Raw genomic sequence first — 25,459 nt, 5'->3', positions numbered from 1 at the left:
GATCCCGATGACTAGTTTGCATGCCGACGAGGCGTTCCTCGGCCATTACCAGTTAAGCCACGACCCTTTTGCTCCGCGGGTACCTGGCTTCAAATTTTTCCCTGCCCAGCGCAAGCCGGTGCTTGGCCAGTTGCACCATCTGGCGCGCTACAGCCAGCTGTTGCTGGTGGTCACCGGGCCGTTGGGCAGCGGCAAGACCCTGCTGCGCCAGGCACTGGTCGCCAGCACCAACAAGCAATCGGTACAGAGCGTGGTGGTGTCGGCCCGTGGTGCCGGTGACGCGGCGGGCGTGTTGCGCCAAGTGGCCCAGGCGCTGAATGTATCCAATGCCGAGCCGAACGCGATTCTCAAGCAAGTGGTGCAACTGGGCCTGACCGGCCAGGAAGTCTACTTGCTGGTCGACGACGCCGAGCAGCTCGACGAATCCGCTCTGGAAGCGCTGCTGGCGCTGGCGGCGGGTACGCCTGAAGGCCGCCCGCACGTGTTCCTGTTTGGCGAGTCGTCGTTGATCGCCGATCTGGAGCAGATCAGCGGTGATCAGGAGCTGTTTCACGTCATCGAATTGCAGCCGTACGAAGAGGAAGAAACCCGCGAATACCTGGCCCAACGCCTTGAGGGCGCCGGGGCCGGTATCGAACTTTTCTCCGCTGCGCAGATCTCTGATATTCACGAAAGCTCCGACGGCTGGCCTGGCACCATCAACCAGGTTGCCCGGGATGCCTTGATCGAAGCCATGATTGCAAGCCGCTCTGCGGTTAAGCGTCCAAAGATGGGGTTTACTATGCCTAAGAAGCACGTATTGGCTATTTCCGCCGTTGTCGTGGTCGCTGTCGCCGCCGCCTGGTTGATCCCAGGTCGTAGCAAGGCTCCCGCCACGGCCGGCGCGCCAACCGAACAGGCGCAGTTGCCACTGGGCAAACCCACGCCAAACGTCGAATTCGCCAACTCCGGCCAACCGACCAACCTGCCGATGGTTGGCCAGCCGGTAATGCGCGGCCCGCTCGCCGAAGAAGCCGGTGGCATTTCCGAAGGTGACGACGGTGTGCCGGTGGAGGGCTCCAGCGCCACGCCGCCGACCGTGACCACTACCGCGCCGCCTGCGGGCGTGCCAGCCGGTCAGCCAGCAGCTCCGGCTGCCAAGCCGACCCCTGCACCGACTGTCGCCACTGCCAAGCCAGCGCCGGTGACCAAGCCTGTCGCACCCGCGCCAGCCGCCAAGCCAGCGCCGGCTCCGGCTGCCAAGCCTGCTGAGAAGCCCGCCGCCACCGTCGCCAAGGCCGGCGGCACCGGCAGCAGCTGGTACACCAGCCAGCCAACCGGCAACTTCGTGGTGCAGATCCTCGGCACCAGCTCCGAAGCCAACGCTCAGGCGTTCGTGAAAGAGCAGGGCGGTGAGTACCGTTATTTCAAGAAAGTGCTCAACGGCAAGCCTCTCTACGTGATCACCTACGGCAACTTCTCCAGCCGTGCAGCAGCTGAATCCGCTATCAAGGCCTTGCCAGCGAAGGTTCAGGCTGGTAAACCTTGGCCTCGCACTGTTGCCAGCGTTCAACAAGAACTCGCAACAACTCGCTGAAGATTCGGCGGCCTTACCCAGGCCGCCTCTCCCGGCACCTCAAAAAACTACAAAAGCGTGCAGCCCTGAAGGCCGCGCGCTTTGTGGTGTCTGCGCACGTTGCGTTTGAGTCGTGGCAGTCAAGACTAAAAAAGTTTTGACTAGCACAGCATATCGCTTTAAACCTTTCATAAATGCGACATAGATTTGCGACATTTCGTCGTTAAATTTGTGAGCGTTCGTGTCGGTGTGTACAATGACCTCCCTTTTGCCCCCGCTAAGCCGGCGTACGTTCGGCGTGGAAGGTAACCGGTTGAATTGAAAAGAAATTTGCCTCGATATAAGAGGCAGCCTGGTGAGAAAGTGTCTATGAAAGCAGGTCTGTACCAACCCGATGAATTCAAGGATAACTGCGGTTTCGGCCTGATAGCCCACATGCAGGGCGAGCCCAGTCATACCCTTTTGCAAACGGCCATCGAGGCCCTGACCTGCATGACCCACCGCGGTGGGATCAACGCCGATGGCAAGACCGGTGACGGTTGCGGCTTGCTGATTCAAAAGCCCGACCAGTTCCTGCGCGCTGTCGCAAAAGAGCAATTTGCGGTCGACCTGCCCAAGCAATACGCCGTGGGCATGGTGTTTTTCAACCAGGACTCGGTGAAAGCCGAGGCCGCTCGCGAGAACATGAACCGCGAGATCCTGGCTGCCGGCCTGCAACTGGTTGGCTGGCGCAAAGTGCCAATTGACACCAGCGTGCTCGGCCGCCTGGCTCTGGAGCGCCTGCCGCAGATCGAACAAGTGTTCATCGCAGGCGAAGGCCTGAGCGACCAGGACATGGCGATCAAGCTGTTCACCTCGCGTCGTCGTTCGTCGGTGTCCAACGCCGCCGACACCGACCACTACATCTGCAGCTTTTCGCACAAAACCATCATTTATAAAGGCCTGATGATGCCGGCGGATTTGACCGCCTTCTATCCGGACCTGAGCGATGAGCGACTGCAAACCGCAATCTGCGTGTTCCACCAGCGCTTCTCCACCAACACCCTGCCGAAATGGCCGCTGGCCCAGCCATTCCGCTTCCTCGCCCACAACGGCGAGATCAACACCATCACCGGCAACCGCAACTGGGCCGTGGCCCGTCGCACCAAGTTCGCCAACGATTTGATGGACCTCGAAGAGCTCGGCCCGCTGGTCAACCGCGTGGGTTCCGACTCCTCCAGCATGGACAACATGCTCGAGTTGATGGTCACCGGCGGCATCGACCTGTTCCGTGGCGTGCGCATGATCATTCCGCCTGCGTGGCAGAACGTCGAGACCATGGACCCGGACCTGCGTGCGTTCTACGAGTACAACTCGATGCACATGGAGCCGTGGGACGGCCCGGCCGGCGTGGTCATGACCGACGGCCGCTACGCGGTGTGCCTGCTCGACCGTAACGGTCTGCGCCCGGCGCGTTGGGTCACCACCACCAACGGTTTCATCACCCTGGCGTCGGAAATCGGCGTGTGGGACTACAAGCCTGAAGACGTGATCGCCAAAGGCCGCGTCGGCCCTGGCCAGATCCTGGCCGTGGACACCGAAACCGGGCAGATCCTCGACACCGATGCCATCGACAACCGCTTGAAGTCGCGTCACCCGTACAAGCAATGGCTGCGCAAGAATGCTCTGCGCATCCAGGCGACCATGGAAGACAACGACCACGGTTCGGCTTTCTACGATGTGGACCAGCTCAAGCAGTACATGAAGATGTACCAGGTCACGTTCGAAGAACGTGACCAAGTGCTTCGTCCGTTGGGCGAGCAAGGCTATGAGGCCGTCGGCTCCATGGGTGACGACACGCCAATGGCCGTGCTGTCCCAGCGCGTGCGCACGCCGTACGACTACTTCCGCCAGCAGTTCGCCCAGGTGACCAACCCGCCGATCGACCCGCTGCGTGAAGCCATCGTGATGTCGCTGGAAGTGTGCCTCGGTGCCGAGCGCAACATCTTCCAGGAATCGCCTGAGCACGCCTCGCGCGTGATCCTCAGCTCGCCGGTGGTGTCTCCGGCCAAGTGGCGCTCGTTGATGACCCTGGAACGCCCAGGCTTCGACCGCCAGATCATCGACCTGAACTACGACGAGAGCCTCGGCCTTGAAGCCGCGGTGCGTAACGTCGCCGATCAGGCCGAAGAAGCCGTGCGCGCCGGCCGTACCCAGATCGTGCTGACCGACCGCCACATCGCCCCAGGCAAGCTGCCGATCCACGCCTCGCTGGCCACTGGCGCGGTGCACCACCGTCTGACCGAAAAAGGCCTGCGTTGCGACTCCAATATCCTCGTCGAAACCGCCACCGCCCGTGACCCGCACCACTTTGCGGTGTTGATCGGTTTCGGCGCGTCGGCGGTGTACCCGTTCCTGGCGTACGAAGTGCTCGGTGACCTGATCCGCACCGGCGAAGTGCTGGGCGACCTCTATGAGGTGTTCAAGAACTACCGCAAAGGCATCACCAAAGGCCTGTTGAAGATCCTGTCGAAGATGGGCATCTCCACCGTCACGTCCTACCGCGGCGCGCAACTGTTCGAGGCCATCGGCCTGTCCGAAGAAGTCTGCGAGCTGAGCTTCCGTGGCGTGCCGAGCCGCATCAAGGGCGCGCGTTTCGTCGACATCGAAGCTGAACAGAAAGCCTTGGCAGCCGAAGCCTGGAGCGCGCGCAAGCCGATCCAGCAAGGCGGCCTGCTCAAGTTCGTGCACGGTGGCGAATACCACGCCTACAACCCGGACGTGGTCAGCACCCTGCAAGCCGCTGTGCAGCAGGGCGACTACGCCAAGTTCAAGGCCTACACCGCGCTGGTGGATAACCGCCCGGTGTCGATGATCCGCGACTTGTTCAAGGTGAAGACCCTGGACACGCCGCTGGCCATCAGCGAGATCGAGCCGCTGGAATCTATCCTCAAGCGTTTCGACTCTGCCGGTATTTCCCTCGGCGCCTTGTCGCCTGAGGCCCACGAAGCCCTCGCCGAAGCCATGAACCGCCTGGGTGCGCGTTCCAACTCCGGCGAAGGCGGTGAAGACCCGGCGCGCTACGGCACCATCAAGAGCTCGAAAATCAAGCAGGTCGCGACCGGCCGTTTCGGTGTCACTCCGGAATACCTGGTCAACGCCGAAGTGCTGCAGATCAAGGTCGCCCAGGGCGCCAAGCCGGGTGAAGGCGGGCAACTGCCCGGCGGCAAGGTCAACGGTCTGATCGCCAAGCTGCGTTACGCAGTGCCCGGCGTGACCCTGATTTCGCCACCGCCGCACCACGACATCTACTCGATTGAAGACTTGTCGCAGCTGATTTTCGACCTCAAACAAGTCAACCCGCAGGCATTGGTCTCGGTGAAACTGGTCGCGGAAGCCGGCGTGGGCACCATTGCCGCCGGCGTGGCCAAGGCCTATGCCGACCTGATCACCATCTCCGGCTACGACGGCGGCACCGGCGCTTCGCCGTTGACCTCCATCAAGTACGCTGGTGCGCCGTGGGAGCTGGGCCTGGCGGAAACTCACCAGACCCTGCGCGGCAACGACCTGCGCGGCAAAGTGCGCGTGCAGACCGACGGCGGCCTGAAAACCGGCCTCGACGTGATCAAGGCCGCGATCCTCGGCGCCGAAAGCTTCGGCTTCGGCACCGCGCCGATGATCGCCCTGGGCTGCAAATACCTGCGCATCTGCCACCTGAACAACTGCGCCACCGGCGTCGCCACTCAGAACGAGAAGCTGCGCAAGGATCACTACATCGGCACCGTCGACATGGTGGTGAATTTCTTCACCTACGTCGCCGAAGAAACCCGTGAGTGGCTGGCCAAGCTGGGCGTGCGCTCGCTGGAAGAGCTGATCGGGCGTACCGACTTGCTCGACATCCTCGAAGGTCAGACCGCCAAGCAACAGCACCTGGACCTGACGCCGCTGCTGGGCAGCGACCACATCCCGGCAGACAAGCCACAATTCTGCCAGGTTGACCGCAACCCGCCGTTCGACAAGGGCCTGCTGGCCGAGAAGATGGTCGAAATGGCCAGCGCCTCAATCAACGACGCCAGCGGTGGCGAATTCGCGCTGGATATCTGCAACTGCGACCGTTCCATCGGCGCACGCATCTCCGGCGAAATCGCGCGCAAGCACGGCAACCAGGGCATGGCCAAGGCGCCGATCACCTTCCGCTTCAAGGGCACTGCGGGCCAGAGCTTCGGCGTGTGGAACGCCGGTGGCCTGAACATGTACCTCGAAGGCGACGCCAACGACTACGTGGGCAAAGGCATGACCGGCGGCAAGCTGGTGATCGTTCCGCCTATCGGCAGCGTCTACAAGTCGCAGGAAAGCGCGATCATCGGCAACACCTGCCTGTACGGCGCCACCGGTGGCAAGCTGTTCGCCGCCGGCACGGCCGGTGAGCGTTTCGCCGTGCGTAACTCCGGTGCCCACACCGTGGTGGAAGGCACAGGCGATCACTGCTGCGAGTACATGACCGGGGGCTTTGTCGCGGTACTGGGCAAGACCGGTTACAACTTCGGTTCGGGCATGACCGGCGGTTTCGCCTACGTGCTCGACCAGGACAACACCTTCGTCGACAAGGTCAACCACGAGTTGGTCGAGATCCAGCGGATCAGCGGCGAAGCCATGGAATCCTACCGGAACCACTTGCAGCACGTGCTGGACGAGTACGTCGAGGAGACCGGCAGCGAATGGGGTCGCAACCTCGCCGAAAACCTCGATGATTACCTGCGTCGTTTCTGGCTGGTCAAGCCCAAGGCTGCCAACCTGAAATCGTTGCTTTCCAGCATCCGTGCCAACCCGCAGTGATATGCGCCTGAAGAGTTTGATGAGGTTTTAACATGGCTGAACGTCTGAATAACGACTTCCAGTTCATCGATGTCGGGCGCAAAGATCCGAAGAAGAAACTGTTGCGTCAACGCAAGAAAGAGTTCGTGGAAATCTACGAGCCCTTCAAACCCCAGCACTCGGCCGACCAGGCCCACCGCTGCCTGGGTTGCGGTAACCCGTATTGCGAATGGAAGTGCCCGGTGCACAACTTCATTCCCAACTGGCTCAAACTGGTGGCCGAGGGCAACATCCTCGCCGCCGCCGAGCTGTCGCACCAGACCAACACCTTGCCGGAAGTGTGCGGCCGGGTGTGCCCGCAAGACCGTCTGTGCGAGGGTGCCTGCACCCTCAACGACGGCTTTGGCGCGGTGACCATCGGTTCGGTGGAGAAGTACATCACCGACACCGCGTTCGCCATGGGCTGGCGCCCGGACATGTCCAAGGTCAAGCCAACCGGCAAGCGCGTTGCGATCATCGGCGCGGGCCCGGCGGGCCTGGGCTGTGCCGACGTGCTGGTGCGTGGTGGCGTGACCCCGGTGGTGTTCGACAAGAACCCTGAAATCGGTGGCTTGCTGACCTTCGGCATTCCCGAGTTCAAGCTGGAAAAAACTGTACTGAGCAACCGTCGTGAAGTGTTCACCGGCATGGGTATCGAGTTCCGTCTCAATACCGAAATCGGCAAAGACATCACCATGGAGCAACTGCTCGCCGAATACGATGCCGTATTCATGGGCATGGGCACCTACACCTACATGAAAGGCGGCTTTGCCGGTGAGGACCTGCCGGGCGTGTATGACGCGCTCGACTTCCTGATCGCCAACGTCAACCGCAACCTGGGCTTTGAAAAGTCGCCGGAAGATTTCGTCGACATGAAAGGCAAGAAAGTTGTGGTGCTGGGTGGTGGCGACACCGCGATGGACTGCAACCGTACCTCGATCCGCCAGGGCGCCAAGTCGGTCACCTGTGCCTACCGTCGTGACGAAGCCAACATGCCCGGCTCGCGCAAAGAGGTGAAGAACGCCAAGGAAGAAGGCGTGAAATTCCTCTACAACCGCCAGCCGATCGCCATTGTGGGTGAGGACCGTGTTGAAGGCGTGAAAGTGGTCGAGACCCGTCTCGGCGAGCCGGACGCCCGTGGCCGTCGCAGCCCTGAGCCGATCCCGGGTTCCGAAGAAATCATCCCGGCCGACGCCGTGGTCATCGCCTTTGGTTTCCGCCCAAGCCCGGCGCCGTGGTTCGAGCAGTTCGAAATCCAGACCGACAGCCAGGGCCGCGTTGTAGCCCCGGAACAAGGCCAGTACAAGCACCAGACCAGCAACCCGAAAATCTTCGCCGGTGGCGATATGGTGCGCGGCTCTGACCTGGTGGTAACCGCGATCTTCGAAGGCCGCAACGCCGCCGAAGGTATCCTGGATTACTTGCAGGTCTGACCCCTGATCCCAGGTTGAAATGGGATCAAAATGTGGGAGGGGGCTTGCCCCCGATAGCGGTGGTTCAGTTACAGATACTGAAACCGACACACTGCAGTCGGGGGCAAGCCCCCTCCCACATTGGTTTTGTAGCGCTTTGATATCCGCGACAAATTGACCCGATAGACAAAAGGCACGGCTCACTCCGTGCCTTTTGCGTCGCGCTCTGAGAAAATGCCCGCACTTTTTTTGCGGATGCCGACATGACTGCCCTCAAGAACGACCGTTTCCTTCGTGCCCTGCTCAAGCAACCCGTAGACGTCACGCCCGTGTGGATGATGCGTCAAGCCGGTCGCTACCTGCCGGAATACCGCGCCAGTCGCGCCCACGCCGGCGACTTCATGAGCCTGTGCATGAACCCGGAGTTCGCCTGCGAAGTCACAATGCAGCCGCTGGACCGCTACCCACAACTGGACGCGGCCATCCTGTTCTCCGATATTTTGACCATCCCTGACGCCATGGGCCAAGGCCTGTACTTCGAAACCGGCGAAGGCCCGCGTTTCAAGAAAGTCGTCAGCACCCTTGCCGACATCGAAGCACTGCCGATCCCCGATCCGCACAAAGACCTGGGCTACGTGATGGACGCCGTGAGCACCATCCGCCGCGAGCTGAACGGCCGCGTGCCGCTGATCGGCTTCTCCGGCAGCCCGTGGACACTGGCGACTTACATGGTCGAAGGCGGCTCGTCGAAAGACTTCCGCAAGACCAAAGCCATGCTCTACGACAACCCACAGGCCATGCACCTGCTGCTGGATAAACTGGCGCAGTCGGTTACCGCCTACCTCAACGGCCAGATCATGGCCGGCGCGCAAGCGGTACAGATCTTCGATACCTGGGGTGGCAACTTGTCGGCGGCGGCGTATCAGGAATTCTCCCTGGCCTACATGCGCAAGATCGTCAGCGGCCTGATCCGCGAACACGAAGGCCGCAAAGTGCCGGTCATCCTGTTCACCAAAGGCGGCGGCCTGTGGCTGGAAAGCATCGCCGATGCCGGCGCCGATGCACTCGGCCTGGACTGGACCTGCGACATTGGCGAAGCTCGCCGTCGCGTTGGCAACCAAGTCGCGCTGCAAGGCAACATGGACCCGACCGTGCTCTACGCCAAGCCGGAAGCGATCCGCACCGAAGTCGGCCGCATCCTGGCCAGCTACGGCAAAGGCACGGGGCACGTGTTCAACCTCGGCCATGGCATCACCCCGGAAGTGAATCCGGAGCATGCCGGCGCGTTCTTGCGCGCGGTGCACGAGCTGTCGGCGCAGTACCACGAATAACACGCGCAACAAATGTGGGAGGGGGCTTGCCCCCGATAGCGGTGTATCAGTCACCACATTCATTGGCTGACACACTGCAATCGGGGGCAAGCCCCCTCCCACATTAAAAGCCAGAAATCCTCAGGCCTGCACATTCCCCAGCGGTGGCAACTTCGCCAGCTTCAGGGCCACCAGCAGCGCGCCAATCAACAGCGCCACGATAAACCCGCCAATCCCGTTCCACCCGGCAAAGTGCCAGAAGAACCCGCCCGCCGTCCCCGCAATGCTTGAGCCCACGTAGTAGCAGAACAGGTACAGCGACGACGCCTGCCCCTTGGCCTTGACCGCGCGCCGGCCGATCCAGCTGCTGGCCACCGAGTGCGCGCCGAAGAAGCCGAAGGTAAAGATCAGCATGCCCGGCACCACCAGCCACAGCGGGGTGAACAGGGTCAGTAACATGCCCGACAGCATCAACACGATCGTGCCCCACAACACGCGCCGCCGGCCAAGGCGGTCGGCCAGCGAGCCGATTTTCGCCGAGCTGTAAATGCCCGAGAGGTACACCAGCGACAGCAGGCCGACCACGGCCTGGCTCAGCGCGTAAGGCGACGCCAGCAGGCGATAGCCGATGTAGTTGAACATCGTCACGAACGCGCCCATCAACAGGAAGGCTTCGAGAAAAAGCCAGGGCAGGCCTGCATCCTTGAAGTGCATCACGAAGCCGTCCACCAGGCTGCGCGGTTTGAGGCTGCTGGCGCGGAAGTTGCGCGACTCGGGGAGGATCTTCCAGAACACCGTGGCAGCGATCAGCGCCAGGGCGCCGATGATCAGCGTGGCGGTGTGCCAACTGACGAAGTCGATCAGCACGCCCATGATCAGGCGCCCGCTCATGCCGCCAATCGCGTTGCCGCCGATGTACAAGCCCATGGCCAGGCCGATGTGTTGCGGGTGGATCTCTTCGCTCAGGTAAGTCATCGCAACGGCTGCCAGGCCGCTCAGGGACAGGCCGACCAGCGCACGCATCAGCAGGATGCCTTCCCAGGACGGCATCAGGCCGCTGGCGATGGTGGCCAGGGCGGCGCAAAACAGCGCGGCGACCATCACCGGTTTACGCCCGAGGGTGTCGGAAATCGGTCCGGTGATCAGCAGGCCAAACGCGAGCATGGCGGTGGCGACTGACAGGATCAGGCTGCTCTGCGCCGCGTTGATGGAAAACTCGTGGGACAGCGCGGGCATCATCGGCTGCACGCAATACAGCAGGGCAAAGGTGGCAAAGCCACCGGAGAACAGCGCCAGCACGGTGCGCATGAACATCGGCGTGCCTTTTTCGATGAACTGTTCGTTGAGCTGGGCCACCACCTCATCCAGGGCGGTAGGCGGGATTTCTTGAGCGGATGAAGCGACAGCAGATTTCACGGGGACCTCGGCGAGGGAAAGCCTGCCAGGACTGGCAATGCAAAAAAGAATATAGCTGGCTAATGATTCTTTCCAATATATTGTTCGACCTGTTTGATAGCTTTTACGACCTAATGAGGTTTGCATGGAATTGCGTCACCTGCGGTACTTCATCGCCGTCGCCGAAGAACTGCATTTTGGCCGCGCTGCACAGGTGCTGGGCATCTCGCAGCCGCCGCTGAGCCAGCAGATCCAGGCCCTGGAACAAGAGGTGGGCGCGCGTTTGTTTGAGCGCACCAATCGTCGGGTCGAGCTCAGTGAGGCCGGGCGGTTGTTCCTGCAAGAGGCGCGACTGGTGCTGGCGCAGGTCGACAAGGCCGCGGATGTCGCTCGGCGTGCGCAGTTGGGAGAGCTGGGGGAACTGAAGATTGGTTTCACCTCGTCCGCACCCTTCAATTCGAGCATTCCGCAGGCGATCTTTGCGTTTCGTCAGGCCTTCCCGGCGGTGCACTTGAACCTGCAGGAAATGAGCAGCACCGAAGTGGCCGAATCGTTGGTGGATCAATCGATCCAGGTCGGCCTGATGCGCCCGCTGCCGTTGCCGGATTCGCTGAGTGTCATCGAGCTGATGCGCGAACCGCTGGTAGCCGTACTCAACGCCGGCCACCCGCTGGCGGAAGGCAGCGAACGCGGTTTGCACCTGGCGCAATTGGCGCAGGAGCCGTTTGTATTCTTCCCGCGCAGCTATGGCAGCGGCCTTTATGCCCAATTGCTCAGCCTGGCCCGTGACGCAGGCTTCAGCCCGCACTTCGCCCAGGAAGCGGGGGAGGCGATGACGATTATCGGGTTGGTGGCGGCGGGCTTGGGCGTGTCGGTGCTGCCGGCGTCTTACCAGCGCATACGCATTGATGGCGTGGTGTATCGCACGCTGCTCGATCAGGAGGCGGTCACGGCGGTGTGGCTGGTGCAGCGCAAGGGCGCGCAGTCGCCGAGGGCGAAGGCGTTTGTGGAGTTGTTGACGCGCAAGGCCGTGGTGTAGGCGAAGTCACATATCAGGTAACGGAACTGCCTTAGTGATTAGCCAGAAACCTGCGCAGAATCGCTCTTTTTCAAGCGAGCGATATGGATGGCACTGCTCTATCAGCCCAAGGAGGGCAGCGTGTTGATGTGTGATTTTCGAGGCTATGAGGTCCCGGAAATCATCAAGGTTCGACCCGTGATTGTGATACGCAAACACCGAACCAATAAGCTGCTGGTGACGGTTGTGCCTTTGAGCACCACCGCCCCGCAAACGCTGCTGGCGCATCATTTGCAGCTAGACAGTCATCTGCAGGGCGCGAACCCCATCTGCTGGGCGAAGTGCGAAGTTGTGGCGACCGTAAGCCTGGGGCGACTGGATCGAATCAAAAGCAAAGACCGTCATGGAAAACGAACTTACACAATCGCGGAGCTCACCAATGATCAGTTTTCAGCGATAAAAGCAGCGGTGCACAGTGCGCTGGGGTTGCGATGAAGTGGGTAAAGAACAAGCGGCGCTTTGCCACCGATTGCAGTCGAGTTGTTTTCAGGCATACTCGCCGAGTTCCCGAAAGGGGCTTGTGAGACTCTGAGGACCCTGGGTAACCAGCCATCGCAGAGCCAGGCAGGAAGCGGCGATGACAAGCCAACCTGTTTGTGAAAAGGGCGCCGAAAGGCGCCCTTTGTCGTTTCTGACGGACCGCGATCCTCAGTTCTGCTTCGACGCCCCTGTCTGCTCAAACGACTGCGCCGCCGATCCGGGTGCGTTACCCACGCCATTGCTGCGCAGCGCCGCCATGATGTCGCGATCGAGCATGCTCACCCAGCGGTTGTAGTTGCGATGGATCTTGCCGTCCTTGTAGCCCAGGTCGCGGCTGTCGCGGTAGGTGATGGCGTAGCTGTTGCGGCTGTAACGGATGTCGATGGCTGCGTAGAACTGGTTGCGCACGGTGATCTCGGCCTGCACGAGTTGTGGGCTGAAACGCTGCACGGTCCACTCGCGTTTTTGCAGGGCCGTGACGATGACCTGCTTCATGGTTTCTTCGCTCACCTGAGTGCCGGCCGGCAGCGCGTGCTGGGTGTTGAGCACGGGTTTGCTGGTGCAACCGCCGGCGGTCAGCAAGGCCAGGGTGATCAGGGTGGCGCGTAGCAAGGAAGACATTCCATTTTCTCCAATCAATTAAAAAATCAGGCCCAGCGACGGAAAATCAGCGAGGTGTTGACGCCGCCAAACGCAAAGTTGTTGTTCATCACGTAATCGTGGTGCATCTCGCGAAAGCCGCCCTGCAGGTAATCCAGCTCGCCACATTGCGGGTCGACCACATCCAGGTTGAAGGTGTGTACGTACTGGTCGCGGTTCATCATTTCGATGCTGAACCACGACTCCAGCGCGCCGCATGCGCCCAGGGTGTGGCCGAGAAAGCTTTTCTGCGAACTGATAGGCATGCGGCTGCCGAACAGGCTGCTGGTGGCCAATGTTTCGGCGATGTCGCCCTGGTCGGTGGCGGTACCGTGACCGTTCACGTAGCCAATGGCAGAAGGCTCAAGCCCGGCGTCTTCCAGGGCCAACTCCATCGCGCGGCGCATGGTTTTCTGCTCCGGGCGGGTGGTGTGCTGGCCGTCGGCGTTGCTGCCGAAGCCGACCAGTTCGGCGTGGATGTGCGCACCACGCGCCAACGCATGTTCCAGTTCTTCGAGCACCAGCATGCCGCCGCCTTCACCAATCACCAGGCCATCACGGCCGCTGTCGTAAGGACGTGGGCTGGTCTGCGGCGCGTCGTTTTTCAGGCTGGTGGCGTAGAGCGCATCAAACACCATGGCTTCGGTGGGGCACAGCTCTTCGGCGCCGCCGGCGAGCATCAACGGCAGGCGTCCGAACTTGATCGCTTCATACGCATAACCGATGCCCTGGCTGCCGCTGGTGCAGGCGCTGGACGTCGGGATCAGCCGTCCGGTGAGGCCAAAAAAGATGCTGATATTCGCCGCCGTGGTGTGCGGCATCATGCGCACATAGGAGTTGGCATTCAGCCCCTCGGCCACCGAGTTCAGCAGCATGTTGCCGAATGCCTTGATCTCGTCGGTGCTGCCGGTGGACGAGCCACAGGCCACGCCCATGCGCCCGTCCTTGATCGACTCGTCGCCGAGCAAGCCGGCGTCCTGCAACGCCTGTTCCGCCGCCCACACCGCCAGGCGCGACACGCGGCCCATGCTGCGCAGTTGCTTGCGGGTCCAGTGGGCGGGCACCACGAAATCGTCAATCGGCCCGGCCAGGCGCGTGTTCAGTTCGGTGAAGCGGTCCCACTCGTCCATGCGCCGAATGCCGCTGCGGTTGGCGCGAAAGTTGGCGGCGATGGTGTCCCAATCGCTGCCCAGGGAGGTCATGCCGGCCATGCCGGTGACGACGACGCGTTTCATCAGCACAGGCCTCCGTTCACGGCCAGCACCTGGCGCGTGATGTAGCCGGCTTCGGCCGACATCAGGAAATTCACTGCACCGGCCACTTCTTCCGGGGTGCCCATGCGCTGCGCCGGGATCATTTTCATCAGCTCTTCGACCGGCACGTTTTCGTCCAGCATGGCGGTGTCGATCAAGCCGGGCGCTACACAATTGACGGTGATCTTGCGCTTGCCCAGCTCGATGGCCAGCGCCTTGGCCGCGCCAATCAGACCGGCCTTCGACGCGCTGTAATTGACCTGCCCACGGTTGCCGATCAGCCCCGACACCGAGGTGATGCACACAATGCGGCCGGCGGCGCGACGACGAATCATCGGCATCATCACCGGGTGCAGCACGTTGTAGAAACCGTCGAGATTGGTGCGCATCACCACGTCCCAATCGTCTTCGGACAAGGCCGGGAACGCGCCGTCACGGGTCAGGCCGGCATTGAGCACCACGCCGTAGTAGGCGCCATGCTGCTCCACGTCGGCTTCAAGGATTTGCTTGCAGCTGGCGCGATCGGCCACGTCAAACTGCAGCACCCGCGCCTTGCGGCCCAGGGCTTCAATCTCGACCTGCACCGCGTCCGCTTGCGCGCGGCCGCTGCGGCAATGCAGCACGATGTCATGCCCGGCCTGCGCCAGACGCAGGGCAATGGCGCGGCCGATGCCACGGCTGGAGCCGGTGACCAGTACGGATTCAGTCATGGCGTTTCGTCCTTCGGTTCATCTAAATAGGTGGCCGCCTGGGGCGGTCGAAATACGTTCAAGCGCGCGCTGGCCTGGATACCGTCGCCGGTGAGGTGGCATTCGAACACACCCATGCCGTTGTCGTCTTCCAGCGAGCGCAGGCCGTGGATGCGCAGCTCGGCGCCTGCCGGGAAGTGTTCCACGTTGCACTCGAACTTACGCGTGCCGAGCAGGAAGCCCAGCTCCACGGCTTCGCCGTTCTGGCGCGCGCGGCACCCGGCATACGCGGCGACGCTCTGGGCCATCAGCTCGATCCCGACCCAGGCCGGCAGGCTGCCGTCCGGGCGGTTGAACAGGCCACCGGGCTTGACGGTAAGGCGCGTGTGAATCTGCTCTTCATCGAACGACAGCACCTGGTCGATCAGGATCATGTCGCCCGCGTGGGGCAGCAATTGGGCGAGTGGCCAATCAATCATGGGGCCTCTGCGATTATCAGGCTGACGTTGTTACCGCCGAAGGCAAACGAGTTGCTCATCAGGCAGCGTTTTTCCAAGGTGTCGCCGGTCTGCGCCCATTGCAGGGCGGGCAGCGCCGGGTCGGCCTGGCCGTCCCACACATGCGGCGGCACGCGGCCGTGCGTCAGGCTCAGCCAGCAGAACGCCGCTTCCAGCGCGCCAGCTGCACCGAGGGTGTGGCCGCTCATGGGTTTGGTCGACGAACAGGCCACGCCGTGGGGAAACAGGCTGGCGACGGCCAGGCTTTCCATGGCGTCGTTGTGCTGGGTCGCGGTGCCGTGCAGGTTCAAGTAACCGATCTGCTCGGGCACCAGCTTCGCGCTGGCCAAGGCCTTGCGCATCGCCTGCAATGCGCCTTTGCCGGTAGGCTCGGGCGCAGAAATATGGTGCGCGTCGCAACTGGCGCCACTGCCCAGCAGGGCAATCGGCGCAGGGTGTTGGGTCATCAGAAACAGCACGGCCGCTTCGCCGATATTGATGCCATTGCGGTTCACTGAAAACGGATTGCAGCGCTCGCTGGAGACCGCCTCCAGCGCGGTAAAACCGTTGAGCGTCAGCTTGCACAGGCTGTCGACGCCGCCGCAGATCACCGCGTCGCACACACCCAGGTCCAACAGGCGTTGGGCGCTCATCAACGCGCGGGCGCTGGAGGTGCAGGCGGTCGAAATCACATAGGCCGGGCCGCTCAGTTGCAGCCAGTCGGCGAGGAAGTTGGCGGGGGCGCTGAGTTCCTGTTGCTGGTAGTCGTAGTCGCCGGGGAACTGCTTGTCGCGCAGGTAATTGGCGATGCCACGGCTGGCCTCGTCGATGCCCGAGGTGCTGGTGCCCAGCACCACGCCGACTCGCGAGGCGCCATAGGTGTGAATGGCGTGGCGGATCTCGCCCTCGATCTGCAACGCTGCTTCCAGCAACAACTGGTTGTTGCGGCTGCTTTGCTGGTTCAGTTCGGCCGGAATAGTCACCAGCTCGCCGCGCACGCCGCCAACCGGCAATACGCGTTCCGGCACCCAGCCGCTCTCGGCGCGCATGCCCGAGCAGTCGCCGGCAAACAGGCTGCGGCTGACCTCGGCCTGGCCGCGTCCCAGGGCGCAAATCACGCCCAGCGCATTCAGATAAGCCGTCATCGAGCGGCCCCCAGCGGGGTGATGCGATAGCTCAGCGGTTGGCCCGTCATGTTCACGCTGAACACCTCTGAAGACTGATAGACGATTTGCCAATGACCCGGCAGCGTGCGCGTGAGGTCCATGGCCTGGGCGCTCGGATAAAGCGCGCGCACGTCATCCGATGAAGTCAGGGCAAACAGCAAGGCGGCAAACAGTTCGCGCGCCGCCGGGTTGGGCGGCAGCAGACCATCGGCCTGCCACTGGCCATCGAGCAGTTTTTGCCGGGCCTGGGGAATGCCCAGCGGGTCCATCATCGACCAGCGAAGGGCCGCGCCTTCGCGCTGGATCACCAACAGCCAGTCCTGGCTCTGGCCACCCGAAAGGCGCTGCACATGCAATTGCATCGGCAAGGCCAGCGCCGGGGTTTTTGCGGGCAACGGCGGTTGGCTGGCGCAGGCGCTCAGCAGCAACAGGCAACCGATCAACAGCAGGCGGATCATGGTGCGACGCTCGCGAAAGGTTTACGCGCCACACAGTTGACCAGCGTCTCTTCGCGCTGGCCCACCGGTGGCGGGTTGCGCAGGCCCCAGCGCTCAAGCAGGCCAAAATCGCTGGAACGGCTCCACCACAGATACGGGTACGAGACATTCTGCGGGGCGAATTCAAAACCCTGCTCGCGCAGCATCTCCAGGTATTGGTCGGCGCTTTTCTGCACGTGCATCGGGTGGCGGAACAGCCAGCGAATCACCCAGGTATCGATATAGGCTTCGGTGGACTCGGCAAACAGCAGGTAGCCGCCCGGCTTGAGCACGCGGTAGAACTCCTTCAAGGCGCGATGCTGTTCCACCAGATGATGGAAGGTCTGGTGGCAGAACACGATATCGACGCTGGCGTCGGGCACTTCAAGGGTGGCGCAGTCGCTGCCGATCAGCTCGACGGCCAGGCCCTGGCGCGCGGCTTCGGCCTTGCTCAGCGCCAGGCTATGCGGGTCGGCATCCACACCGATCAGGCGCTGCGGCGCGAACACCTGCTGCAAATACTGGAACGACTTGCCCTGGCCGCAACCGGCGTCCAGCAGCACCGGCGCGACCGGCAATGGCTCGGTGAACAAGCCGCGCAGGTCGTTGATCGCCACGCGCAACACGTGGTGCTGCCAAGTGTGGCTGCGCAGGAACCAGAAACCGAACCTGGTTTCTTCGACGTAGTTTTTACTCAGGTAGTTTTTTTCCAGCGCTGGACTGCTCATACCGGCTCACCCGCGCAAATCTCCGACAACATCCGCAACCGCCGTTTGGGCTCGCTGACAAACGGGTTGCGCTCATCCCACGCGTAGCCGGCGAGGATCGAGCTGATCATCCGGCGAATGTCCGGCGAGCTGCCCGGATGGAAAATCACATCCTGGAAGGTGCCGGCGTACCAGCCTTCGACGTAGCAGCGGAAAGTGTCGACGCCGCGTTTCAACGGCTCGGCAAACTCGGTTTGCCAGTCCACCGTTTCGCCCTTGAGTTGGCGGTGCAGCAAGCCCGCCGCCATGCTCGCCGAGCGCATGGCGATGGTCACGCCGGAAGAAAATACCGGGTCGAGGAATTCCGCCGCGTTGCCCAGCAGCGCAAAGCCCGGACCGTGCAGGGTTTTGACGTTGGCCGAGTAGCCGCCGATGGTGCGCGCAGGCGTGTCCCATACGGTGTTTTGCAGCACGCCGGCCAGGCTCGGCGTTTCCGCGATAAAGCCGCGCAGGCACGCGTCGAGGTCGCTGTCGCGGCCGTCGAAATGCGCCTTCGCCGCGACCACGCCCACCGAGCAGCGGCCATTGCTGAACGGGATGGTCCAGAACCAGATGTCACGCTGGGTCGGGTGGGTGGTCACGAGGATTTTGGTGCGGTCGAAACCGGGGTGTTCGATGCGGTCTTCGACGTGAGTGAACACCGCCTGGCGCACCGGGAAATCCGATGGCGCCTCAAGGTCCAGCAGGCGCGGCAACACACGGCCGTAGCCGCTGGCGTCGAGGATAAATTTGGCCTTGAGGTGGTACTCGCTGCCATTCTCGCGGCGCACATGCAGGTAGCGGCTGTCGCCGGCAAAATCCACACCGACGACGCTTTCGCCGTAGCGAATGTCGACGCCTTGCAAGGCGGCCTGGTCGGCCAAAAGTTTGTCGAATTCACCGCGCTGCACCTGGAAGGTGGTGGGTTTGCCGTGGCTGAACGTGTCGCCAAAATCAAACGCGCTGTAGCGCTCGCCCCAGGCAAACGCAGCGCCGGTTTTTACCTGGAAACCCGCTGCCTGCACGGCCTCGAGCATGCCGGCTTCTTCGATAAAGTCGATGCAGTGCGACAGCAGGCTTTCGCCAATCGAGAAGCGTGGAAAATGCTGGCGCTCGATAATCAATACATCATGCCCGTTGCGCTTTAACAGCGCGGCGGCGATGGCACCGGACGGGCCGGCACCGATCACCACCACCTGGCGACGTTCCATTTCAACTGTGGGCACGAGGGCTCCTTGCCGCTATGGCGATAATCACATTCATAAGGCGTGCTTCTGATGGCCGGCCCAGGGCGCCAGCATAAAGCTGAAGGCCAGGCCCAGGCTGACCGACAGGCCGAAATTGCTCACGGCCGGTGTACTCGACACCGCCAGCAGGCCGAACGACAACCAGGTCGTCAGCGCCGCCAGCAGCGTACCTAAAAGACTCACGGCAGGGCCGCCGATCTGTTCGCGCATCAAGATCGCGTAGTCAACGCTGATCGCTGTGACCAGCAGCAGGCCGAACAGGCTGAACAAGGTCAGTGGCTGGCCCAGCCAACCCAGGCTGGCCAGGCTGCACAGCGCTGCGAGCAGCGGCAGGGCGACGATGCGCAAGGCGCCGCCGACACCGAACGGCAGGATCAGCAACAGCACGATCAGCACGCACGACATCAATTTCAATTCAGCGGCGCTGATCTGCGTGTCGGCGAACACCCGGTTCAAGTCGCCCAGGCGATCCACCAGCTGTACGCCAGGCAAGTCCAGCGCCTGCACCCGTAGCAGCGCCGGGTTGTTCAGGCCTTGCAGGCTGACCATCGCCGCGACGCCGCCGTCCACCGGCCCCAGCCACAGCGTGCGCCAAGGCTCGGCGAGCGGGCCGACCAGCGCCGCGTCGATGTCTTCGATGGGCAAGCCTTGCAGTTGCGCGATTTCGGCGTGCAGGGCGCTGGCGGGCACGCCCAGGTCCAACAGCGGCTGCCAGTGTTGCGGCAATTGGTTCAGCGCGTCGCGCAGCCGTTGCTGCTCGGCGGGCAAATTGACCAGTTGGTTAAGCGCCAGGTAGCCCTGCAGCTTGTCCATGTTCACCAGTTGATCCAGGCGCTGGCCCAGGGCTGCCTGACGTTCGAGCAACTGCTGCTGATTGTCGGCGCGCACCAGAAAGAACTGGCTGGTGGGCTGGAACCCGGTGATGCGCGCCACGGCCTGGGCTTCCTGCAGCAATTGCGGCGGGGCGCCGATCCATTGGCGCAGATCGTTCTTGCTGTTCAGGTGCCACAGGCCGCCGGCGCAAAACAGCAGCACCAGCGCCAGGAGCAGCGGGCTCGGTAAGTGTTTGATCAAAGTGGCCCGCAGCACCCACAGGCCTTCAGCGATGCGCAGCGGCCATTGCGCCGGGCGCAGGTCCACGCCTTGGAGCAGCGCGGGCAACAGGCACACGGCCGACAGGTAGGCGCCGACCAGACCGGCGGCAGAGAACACCGCGATCTGGGTGAGCGCCGGGAATGGCGTCCAGGCCAGCGCCAGGTAGCCGATGCAACTGGTCGCCAGGCTCAGGCTCAGCCCCGGCAGGGTCAGGCGCAACGCCGGCCAACTGCGCCACGGCTGCAGGCTCCAGCTTTTGGACAGGTAATGCAGCGGGTAATCCACCGCCACGCCGATCAGGCTGGAGCCGAGCACCAAGGTCATCACATGCATATGGCCGAACAGCGCCACACAGGCCACCGCGCCAAACAACATGCCCACCAGCACCGGCACAAAGGCCAGCAGCACACGCCAGCGGCGGAAGGCGAGCAACAGCAATAACAGGATGCCCAGCGTGGCGCCGCCGCCCACCCAGGTAATTTCACGGGTCGCCTGCTGTTGCCCATTGGCCGCGTAGAGCAAGCCACTGGCGGCGAGCAATTGCGCGCCTTGCTCGCCGGCCTGCGCGCGGCTGGCCTGGAGCAGATCCGCCACTTGCACCGGCAGTTTCATATCAAAGGCATTGCCGGTGGTGCGCGCACGCAGCAGCACCCAGCTTTTGCCGTCGGCATCGGCGATCAAGGCGCCGCTGCCGATATCCAATTGCACCGAGCCGTGTTGTGGCTGGCTGTTCTGGATACGCCCGGTCAGGCCCAGCCAGTCGTCCTGGCTCGGCACCAGGCTGAACCCGGTGAAGGGATCGAACAGGGCTTGCACGCGTTGTTGGATGAACGCGTCGGGGTGCTCGATCAGTTGTTCGCGGTCCTTGGCCGAGAGCATCGCCAGGCGCCCGCGCAGCAATTGCTCGCGCAGGGCCGGCAAGTCGGCCTGCAGGTTCCACTGCACTTTTTCGAACAGCCCGCTGGCTTGCCAGCGCTCGCCCAATTGCTGCGCCACCGCCACGGCTTTTTGCCGATCCGCATGCCCGACCAATACCAGCATTTCGCGGTTCAGCGGCTCCTGCATGCGTTGTTCGGCTTTTAGCTCAAGCGCATCCGGCGTGCTGCCCGGCACCAGCTCCATGAGGTTGGCCGACAGCGGCGCGCCATGGCGCCACTGCCAGCCGGCCAGTGCCAGCACGGCCACCAGCAGGATCAGGAACAGGCGCGGCAGCAGGCGCTCACTGGGCAAAGTCGTGTTGCTCCGCATCGCTTAACGGTTGGGCGGCGGTGCTGTCCTGCATGCGCAGCACGGTGCTGTCGCCTTGGGTTTCCAGCAGTTGGATGGTCTGCACCAATTCGCCGCCGTCGATATTGATCTGGGTGAAGACCTGCTTGAGCAGCAATGAGCGCGGGATCAGCGTCAGCTTCCACTGCTTGGCTTCGCCTTGCAGCTGCAATTCGAAATCGCGTTGCAGGCCACTGCTGTCGCCTTGGAGTACGGCGAGGAACAGGCGGTTCTGCTCGGCCCCGGCGCTCTTGTTCGGCAGCAGTTGCCAGCCATTGGCGTCACGGCGCGCAATGCCTTGGGCGCTGATGCGGTAGTCCTGCTGCAGCGGGGTTTTCAACAGCCACAACAGGCCGTGGTCTTTGGCGAGCACGAAGGTGCCTTTGCTGACCAAGGGTTGGGGCAGGGCGCGCAGGTGTTTTTCCTGGATGAAGTTGCCGTGGATCACCGAGGGCTTGGCCAACTGATCGCTGAGCTGTTGCAGATCAAAAGCATGGGCGCTGAAGCTCAGCAATAACCCGATCAATGTGGGAGCGGGCTTGCCCGCGAAGAACCTGAGGGCGCTGCGCAGTGTCAGGCGGTTCGCGTTATCGTTAACGTCCTTCGCGGGCAAGCCCGCTCCCACAGGGGTCAGCATTTCAGGGCCCTTTCTACGGCGTCGGTGAAGATGTTGGGGGAGGCCAGCTGCATCTCGCGGCTGGTGATTTCTACCGCCACTTGCACGGTGCTGGCGCGGGTCAGGCGTTCGCCGCTGGCGAGGTCTGTGATCAGGTAATTGACCTTCAAACGGTTCTCCCACTCCACCAAGCTGGCGCGCACATTGATCCTCTGGCCGAACACCGCGCCGCGTACGTAGCGCAGCTGCATGTCGATCACTGGCCACGCGTAGCCGGACTCCAGCATCGCCGTGTAGTTATGGCCGATCTTGTCCAGCAGCGCGCAGCGCGCCACTTCAAGGTACTTCACGTAATGCCCGTGCCACACCACGTGCATGGTGTCGATGTCGAAAAACGGCACGAGGATTTCAGTGTCGCAATGCAACACGCCCTGGCTACGCATGCAGCCTCCAGTGTTGCTCGGCAATACGTTTCAGGCACAGGCGCAGCTCGCCCTCCAGCGCACGGTCTTCGATGACCGGCGGGAAGTCTTTACCCAGCGCTTCATGCATGGCTGCCAGCGCCGGTGGCAGGGGGCGCGCATCGTCCGCCTGGGCGCGCAGCCACACACCCTGGTTGGCCGCGAGCAACGTGGCGGCCGCCACTTGTTCGGTCAATTCCAGCACGCGGATAGCATCACGTGCGGCAATGGTGCCCATGCTGACTTTGTCCTGGTTATGGCACTCGGTGGAGCGCGAGAACACGCTGGCCGGCATGGTGTTTTTCAACGCTTCGGCGGTCCACGCGCTGGTGCCGATCTGCACGGCCTTGAAACCGTGGTTGATCATCGCGCGGTCGGCCGGCGCGCCGGACAGGTTGCTCGGCAGGCCGTGGTTGTAACGCACGTCCACCAGCAGCGCGAGCTGGCGGTCGAGCAGGTCGGCGACGTTGGCCACCAGGGTCTTGAGGCTGTCCATGGCAAAGGCGATGTGCCCGCCGTAGAAGTGCCCGCCGTGCAGCACGCGCTCTTCTTCGGCGTCGATGATCGGGTTGTCGTTGGCGCTGTTCAGTTCGATTTCGATAAACGAGCGCAGCCAGTTCAGGCTGTCGGCCAGCACGCCAAGTACGTGCGGTGCGCAGCGCAGCGAGTAGCGATCCTGCAGGCGGTGCAGCGGCGCGGTCGGCGCATCAATCGCAAGGTCTTTGCGCAGCCACGCAGCGACTTGCATCTGCCCCGGGTGCGGCTTGGCGGCGAACAGGCGCTCGTCGAAGTGTTCCGGATTGCCTTGCAGCGCCACGACGTTCATTGCAGTGATGCGCGTGGCCAGTTGCAGCAGGTAGTCGGCGCGGGCGAAGGCCAGGCAGGCCAGGCCGGTCATTACGGCAGTGCCATTCATCAAGGCCAGGGCTTCTTTGGGGCGCAGTACCAGCGGTTCCCACCCGAGTTCGCGGTGCACGTCAGCCGCCTGGCGACGCTCGCCACGGAACATCACTTCACGCTCGCCGGACAAGGTCGCGGCCACGTAGGACAGCGGCGTCAAATCACCGCTGGCGCCTACCGAGCCTTCTTCCGGAATCAGCGGCAGCACATCGTGTTGCAGAAACGCATGCAGCCGCTCGAGCAATTCCACACGCACCCCGGACACGCCGTGGCACAGCGACTGCAAACGCGCCGCCAGCACCGCGCGGGTGGCTTGGGCGTCGAGCAACTTGCCCAGCCCGCAACCGTGGAAGGTGTACAGGTGACGCGGCAGCGCCTCGACGTGCTGCAATGGCACCGCCACCACGCACGAGTCGCCGTAGCCGGTGGTCACGCCGTAGATCACGCCTTCCTTGTCCAGCAGCGAGTCGAGGAACTGCGCGCCTTTGGCTATGCGCTGGCGATACGCTGCGTCGCCCTGCAACTGCGTGGGCGCCTGACGGTTGGCCAAGGCCAGCACGTCTTCAATGCGCAAAGCGCGTTCGCCAAAGGTTACTGGCTCAAGATGCGTCGTCATCGGTTTTCCAGAAAGGGTAAAAGTTGAACCATTGTTGGGGCGCTTCCAGGCAGAACTGGCCCAGGCGTGCGGCGTAGCGCACGGTCCACAGGGCGATGACCTGCTCGCGGGTGCTGCGCTTCCATTCGATCAATTGCGCGAACGGCTCGATGGTCAGGCGATAGCGACCGTTGTGTTTCAGGCACATCAGCAGGTTGACCGGGCATTTGAGCAGCCCGGCCAGCAGCCACGGGCCCTGCGGGAACGCCGCGTCAACGCCGAGGAAATCCACGCGCACCTTGCGCCCGCCGTGCAGCGGCACGCGGTCGCCGGCAATCGCCAGCCACTCGCCGTCGTCCAGGCGCTGGCTGAGCAGCAGCATGGTCGCCGGGTCCAGTTCGCTGACCTGGATCAGGCGCAGATGCGTGGCCCCGGCTTCGCCCAGCAGGCGGTTGAAACGCTCGGCGTGCTTGGTGTGCACCAGCACGTTCATGGTGACTTGTTCACCGATCTCGGCCAGCGCGCGGCACACTTCGAGGTTGCCCAGGTGCGCGCCGACCAGCATCTGCCCGCGCTCGCCGCGCAGTTGACCGCGCAATTGCGCCGGGTCGTTGATTTCGATCTGCTCCAGGCGCAGCTTGCCGTTCCACACGTCGAGTTTGTCGAGCAGTGAGTCGGCAAACGCCATGAACTGGCCGAAGACTTTTTTATGCGTGGGCCGCAGCTCATCGCGCCCGCTCCAGTCGGCCAGGCGCTGTTGGTATTCCCATGCGCTGTGGCGGGCGGTGCGGCCGAACAGGAAGAAGTACAGCACGATGCTGTACAGCAACGGGCTCAGCAGGCGGCGGCCAAGGACCCTGGCGGCGACGGCAGTGAGCTTCATCAGCCAGAAACTGCCGCGCTCCTCGCGGTCGGCCCAGTGTTTGGTGCGCTCGCTCATGCCTGCCACCGTCGCCACAGAATCATCGGCGCGCGCACCAACATGCCGAAAAACAGCCGCGTGTGCATGGCCGAGATGCGCACGTTGTCGCGAAACAGGCGAAAGTGCGACAAGCCGTCGGCGGGGTAATGCACCTGGGTCGGCAGCCAGCGCATCGGCTGGTTACGCCAGGCCAGGCGCACCAGGATGTCGGAATCGAAATCCATGCGCGTGCCGATGTAGGCCGAGTTCATCAGCGCTAGCGTAGGCGCCAGCGGGTATACGCGAAAGCCGCACATCGAGTCGCGTATCTGCAGCGACAGGGTGTTGATCCACACCCACACGTGGGTCAGGTAGCGCGCGTACAAGCGGCCCTTGGGCACGCTGTCGTCGTATTCGGGATAGCCGCAGATCACCGCGTCGGGGTGCCTGCGTGAGGTATCGAGAAAGCCCTCGACTTCGCGCAGGTCGTGCTGGCCGTCGGCGTCCACTTGCAGGGCATGCGTGAAGCCCCGGCGCGCGGCTTCGCGGAAACCGGCCATGACCGCGCCGCCTTTGCCTTGGTTGTTGGGCAAGGTCAGCAGCGTGACGTTGTCGAGTGTCGCCAGTTGCGCCAGCACCGCCGCGCAAGCCGGGCTGCTGCCGTCGTCGACCAGCAGGCACGGCAAGCCGCTGTTCAACAGGCTGTGAACCACGGCCGGTACGGCGGCTTCATGGTTGTAGACCGGGATCAGGGCGCAGGGGTTATGCATGGCTGACCCAACCGACTGGTAGCGCACTTACTGTGCTGAGCGCGCTTGTTGTGGCGAGCGGGCTTGCCCCGCGTTGGGC

General features: G+C 62.9%; 21 protein-coding genes. 6 read left to right on the top strand and 15 right to left on the bottom strand.

Annotated elements, in window-relative coordinates; genetic code table 11:
- Window positions 1-7: 7 nt before the first annotated feature.
- The 4 genes from AACV02_RS27030 (at window position 8) to hemE (ending at window position 9,131) form a co-directional block, all read left to right on the top strand.
- Complete coding sequence (locus AACV02_RS27030; RefSeq protein ID WP_106577530.1) at window positions 8-1,576, top strand: SPOR domain-containing protein; 1,569 nt, start codon at window positions 8-10, stop codon at window positions 1,574-1,576.
- A gap of 348 nt (window positions 1,577-1,924) precedes the next feature.
- On the top strand, window positions 1,925-6,370 hold the full coding sequence (gene gltB, locus AACV02_RS27025; RefSeq protein WP_119738047.1) for a glutamate synthase large subunit: 4,446 nt from the start codon (window positions 1,925-1,927) through the stop codon (window positions 6,368-6,370).
- 32 nt (window positions 6,371-6,402) lie between these two features.
- The gene (locus AACV02_RS27020) at window positions 6,403-7,821 is read left to right on the top strand and encodes an FAD-dependent oxidoreductase (RefSeq protein WP_003171228.1); all 1,419 of its coding nucleotides are present in this window, start codon (window positions 6,403-6,405) and stop codon (window positions 7,819-7,821) included.
- 242 nt (window positions 7,822-8,063) lie between these two features.
- Entirely contained in the window at window positions 8,064-9,131 is a 1,068-nt protein-coding gene (gene hemE, locus AACV02_RS27015; protein ID WP_106577532.1) for a uroporphyrinogen decarboxylase, read from the top strand.
- Between the two features lie 120 nt (window positions 9,132-9,251).
- Here hemE and AACV02_RS27010 read toward each other — a convergent pair whose 3' ends face one another.
- Window positions 9,252-10,526 carry an MFS transporter gene (locus AACV02_RS27010; protein ID WP_119738045.1) on the bottom strand — a complete coding sequence of 425 codons (1,275 nt, stop codon included), beginning with the start codon at window positions 10,524-10,526 and terminating at the stop codon, window positions 9,252-9,254.
- 124 nt (window positions 10,527-10,650) lie between these two features.
- Between AACV02_RS27010 and AACV02_RS27005 the strand changes: the two genes are divergently transcribed.
- Both AACV02_RS27005 and AACV02_RS27000 read left to right on the top strand, forming a co-directional pair.
- Complete coding sequence (locus AACV02_RS27005; RefSeq protein ID WP_119738043.1) at window positions 10,651-11,544, top strand: LysR family transcriptional regulator; 894 nt, start codon at window positions 10,651-10,653, stop codon at window positions 11,542-11,544.
- An 87-nt stretch (window positions 11,545-11,631) separates the two neighbouring features.
- Window positions 11,632-12,018, top strand: coding sequence for a type II toxin-antitoxin system PemK/MazF family toxin (locus AACV02_RS27000; protein ID WP_119738041.1), 387 nt, complete (start codon window positions 11,632-11,634; stop codon window positions 12,016-12,018).
- Between the two features lie 213 nt (window positions 12,019-12,231).
- Here AACV02_RS27000 and AACV02_RS26995 read toward each other — a convergent pair whose 3' ends face one another.
- Genes AACV02_RS26995 through AACV02_RS26930 form a run of 14 tightly spaced genes read right to left on the bottom strand, consistent with a single transcriptional unit; the run spans window position 12,232 to window position 25,380 of the window.
- A complete protein-coding gene (locus AACV02_RS26995; RefSeq protein ID WP_119738040.1) occupies window positions 12,232-12,684 on the bottom strand; it encodes a hypothetical protein in 453 nt (150 codons plus the stop codon).
- 26 nt (window positions 12,685-12,710) lie between these two features.
- Window positions 12,711-13,937 (bottom strand): beta-ketoacyl-ACP synthase, encoded by a 1,227-nt coding sequence (locus AACV02_RS26990; protein ID WP_119738037.1) that lies wholly within the window; start codon window positions 13,935-13,937, stop codon window positions 12,711-12,713.
- Window positions 13,937-14,665 carry a 3-oxoacyl-ACP reductase FabG gene (gene fabG / locus AACV02_RS26985; protein WP_106577538.1) on the bottom strand — a complete coding sequence of 243 codons (729 nt, stop codon included), beginning with the start codon at window positions 14,663-14,665 and terminating at the stop codon, window positions 13,937-13,939. Before fabG ends, AACV02_RS26990 begins: the two co-directional genes overlap by 1 nt.
- A complete protein-coding gene (locus AACV02_RS26980) occupies window positions 14,662-15,123 on the bottom strand; it encodes an ApeP family dehydratase (protein ID WP_119738035.1) in 462 nt (153 codons plus the stop codon). The genes fabG and AACV02_RS26980 overlap by 4 nt, the downstream gene beginning before the upstream one ends.
- A complete protein-coding gene (locus AACV02_RS26975; protein WP_106577540.1) occupies window positions 15,120-16,286 on the bottom strand; it encodes a beta-ketoacyl-[acyl-carrier-protein] synthase family protein in 1,167 nt (388 codons plus the stop codon). Before AACV02_RS26975 ends, AACV02_RS26980 begins: the two co-directional genes overlap by 4 nt.
- The gene (locus AACV02_RS26970; protein ID WP_106577541.1) at window positions 16,283-16,765 is read right to left on the bottom strand and encodes a hypothetical protein; all 483 of its coding nucleotides are present in this window, start codon (window positions 16,763-16,765) and stop codon (window positions 16,283-16,285) included. The genes AACV02_RS26975 and AACV02_RS26970 overlap by 4 nt, the downstream gene beginning before the upstream one ends.
- Complete coding sequence (locus tag AACV02_RS26965; RefSeq protein ID WP_177413688.1) at window positions 16,762-17,496, bottom strand: class I SAM-dependent methyltransferase; 735 nt, start codon at window positions 17,494-17,496, stop codon at window positions 16,762-16,764. The genes AACV02_RS26970 and AACV02_RS26965 overlap by 4 nt, the downstream gene beginning before the upstream one ends.
- Before the next feature lie 11 nt (window positions 17,497-17,507).
- Window positions 17,508-18,755, bottom strand: a complete 1,248-nt coding sequence (locus AACV02_RS26960; protein WP_119738030.1) for an NAD(P)/FAD-dependent oxidoreductase — start codon at window positions 18,753-18,755, stop codon at window positions 17,508-17,510.
- A 33-nt stretch (window positions 18,756-18,788) separates the two neighbouring features.
- Entirely contained in the window at window positions 18,789-21,101 is a 2,313-nt protein-coding gene (locus AACV02_RS26955; RefSeq protein WP_119738391.1) for an MMPL family transporter, read from the bottom strand.
- Window positions 21,091-21,774, bottom strand: coding sequence for an outer membrane lipoprotein carrier protein LolA (locus AACV02_RS26950; RefSeq protein WP_119738028.1), 684 nt, complete (start codon window positions 21,772-21,774; stop codon window positions 21,091-21,093). The genes AACV02_RS26955 and AACV02_RS26950 overlap by 11 nt, the downstream gene beginning before the upstream one ends.
- A complete protein-coding gene (locus AACV02_RS26945) occupies window positions 21,768-22,196 on the bottom strand; it encodes an acyl-CoA thioesterase (protein ID WP_119738026.1) in 429 nt (142 codons plus the stop codon). Before AACV02_RS26945 ends, AACV02_RS26950 begins: the two co-directional genes overlap by 7 nt.
- Window positions 22,189-23,730: an HAL/PAL/TAL family ammonia-lyase gene (locus AACV02_RS26940; RefSeq protein WP_106577546.1), complete on the bottom strand. Its 1,542-nt coding sequence runs from the start codon at window positions 23,728-23,730 to the stop codon at window positions 22,189-22,191. The genes AACV02_RS26945 and AACV02_RS26940 overlap by 8 nt, the downstream gene beginning before the upstream one ends.
- Window positions 23,714-24,649, bottom strand: coding sequence for an LpxL/LpxP family acyltransferase (locus AACV02_RS26935; protein WP_119738024.1), 936 nt, complete (start codon window positions 24,647-24,649; stop codon window positions 23,714-23,716). Before AACV02_RS26935 ends, AACV02_RS26940 begins: the two co-directional genes overlap by 17 nt.
- Window positions 24,646-25,380, bottom strand: a complete 735-nt coding sequence (locus AACV02_RS26930; protein WP_119738022.1) for a glycosyltransferase family 2 protein — start codon at window positions 25,378-25,380, stop codon at window positions 24,646-24,648. Before AACV02_RS26930 ends, AACV02_RS26935 begins: the two co-directional genes overlap by 4 nt.
- Between the last annotated feature and the right edge of the window lie 79 nt (window positions 25,381-25,459).

The organism is Pseudomonas sp. Larv2_ips, from assembly GCF_963879675.1.
Taxonomy (GTDB): domain Bacteria; phylum Pseudomonadota; class Gammaproteobacteria; order Pseudomonadales; family Pseudomonadaceae; genus Aquipseudomonas.
This window is presented reverse-complemented; position numbering and strand designations above follow the sequence as displayed.

Excerpts from the sequence above, each read along its gene's own strand:
- AACV02_RS27000 (WP_119738041.1), top strand. The coding sequence starts at position 11,632 with ATGGCACTGCTCTATCAGCCCAAGGAGGGCAGCGTGTTGATGTGTGAT.
- hemE (WP_106577532.1), top strand. The coding sequence starts at position 8,064 with ATGACTGCCCTCAAGAACGACCGTTTCCTTCGTGCCCTGCTCAAGCAA.
- AACV02_RS26970 (WP_106577541.1), bottom strand. The coding sequence starts at position 16,765 with ATGATCCGCCTGCTGTTGATCGGTTGCCTGTTGCTGCTGAGCGCCTGC.
- AACV02_RS26935 (WP_119738024.1), bottom strand. The coding sequence starts at position 24,649 with ATGAGCGAGCGCACCAAACACTGGGCCGACCGCGAGGAGCGCGGCAGT.
- AACV02_RS26995 (WP_119738040.1), bottom strand. The coding sequence starts at position 12,684 with ATGTCTTCCTTGCTACGCGCCACCCTGATCACCCTGGCCTTGCTGACC.
- AACV02_RS27030 (WP_106577530.1), top strand. The coding sequence starts at position 8 with ATGACTAGTTTGCATGCCGACGAGGCGTTCCTCGGCCATTACCAGTTA.
- AACV02_RS26940 (WP_106577546.1), bottom strand. The coding sequence starts at position 23,730 with ATGACGACGCATCTTGAGCCAGTAACCTTTGGCGAACGCGCTTTGCGC.
- fabG (WP_106577538.1), bottom strand. The coding sequence starts at position 14,665 with ATGACTGAATCCGTACTGGTCACCGGCTCCAGCCGTGGCATCGGCCGC.
- gltB (WP_119738047.1), top strand. The coding sequence starts at position 1,925 with ATGAAAGCAGGTCTGTACCAACCCGATGAATTCAAGGATAACTGCGGT.
- AACV02_RS26975 (WP_106577540.1), bottom strand. The coding sequence starts at position 16,286 with ATGACGGCTTATCTGAATGCGCTGGGCGTGATTTGCGCCCTGGGACGC.
- AACV02_RS27020 (WP_003171228.1), top strand. The coding sequence starts at position 6,403 with ATGGCTGAACGTCTGAATAACGACTTCCAGTTCATCGATGTCGGGCGC.
- AACV02_RS26945 (WP_119738026.1), bottom strand. The coding sequence starts at position 22,196 with ATGCGTAGCCAGGGCGTGTTGCATTGCGACACTGAAATCCTCGTGCCG.
- AACV02_RS26980 (WP_119738035.1), bottom strand. The coding sequence starts at position 15,123 with ATGATTGATTGGCCACTCGCCCAATTGCTGCCCCACGCGGGCGACATG.
- AACV02_RS27005 (WP_119738043.1), top strand. The coding sequence starts at position 10,651 with ATGGAATTGCGTCACCTGCGGTACTTCATCGCCGTCGCCGAAGAACTG.
- AACV02_RS26990 (WP_119738037.1), bottom strand. The coding sequence starts at position 13,937 with ATGAAACGCGTCGTCGTCACCGGCATGGCCGGCATGACCTCCCTGGGC.
- AACV02_RS26950 (WP_119738028.1), bottom strand. The coding sequence starts at position 21,774 with ATGCTGACCCCTGTGGGAGCGGGCTTGCCCGCGAAGGACGTTAACGAT.
- AACV02_RS26930 (WP_119738022.1), bottom strand. The coding sequence starts at position 25,380 with ATGCATAACCCCTGCGCCCTGATCCCGGTCTACAACCATGAAGCCGCC.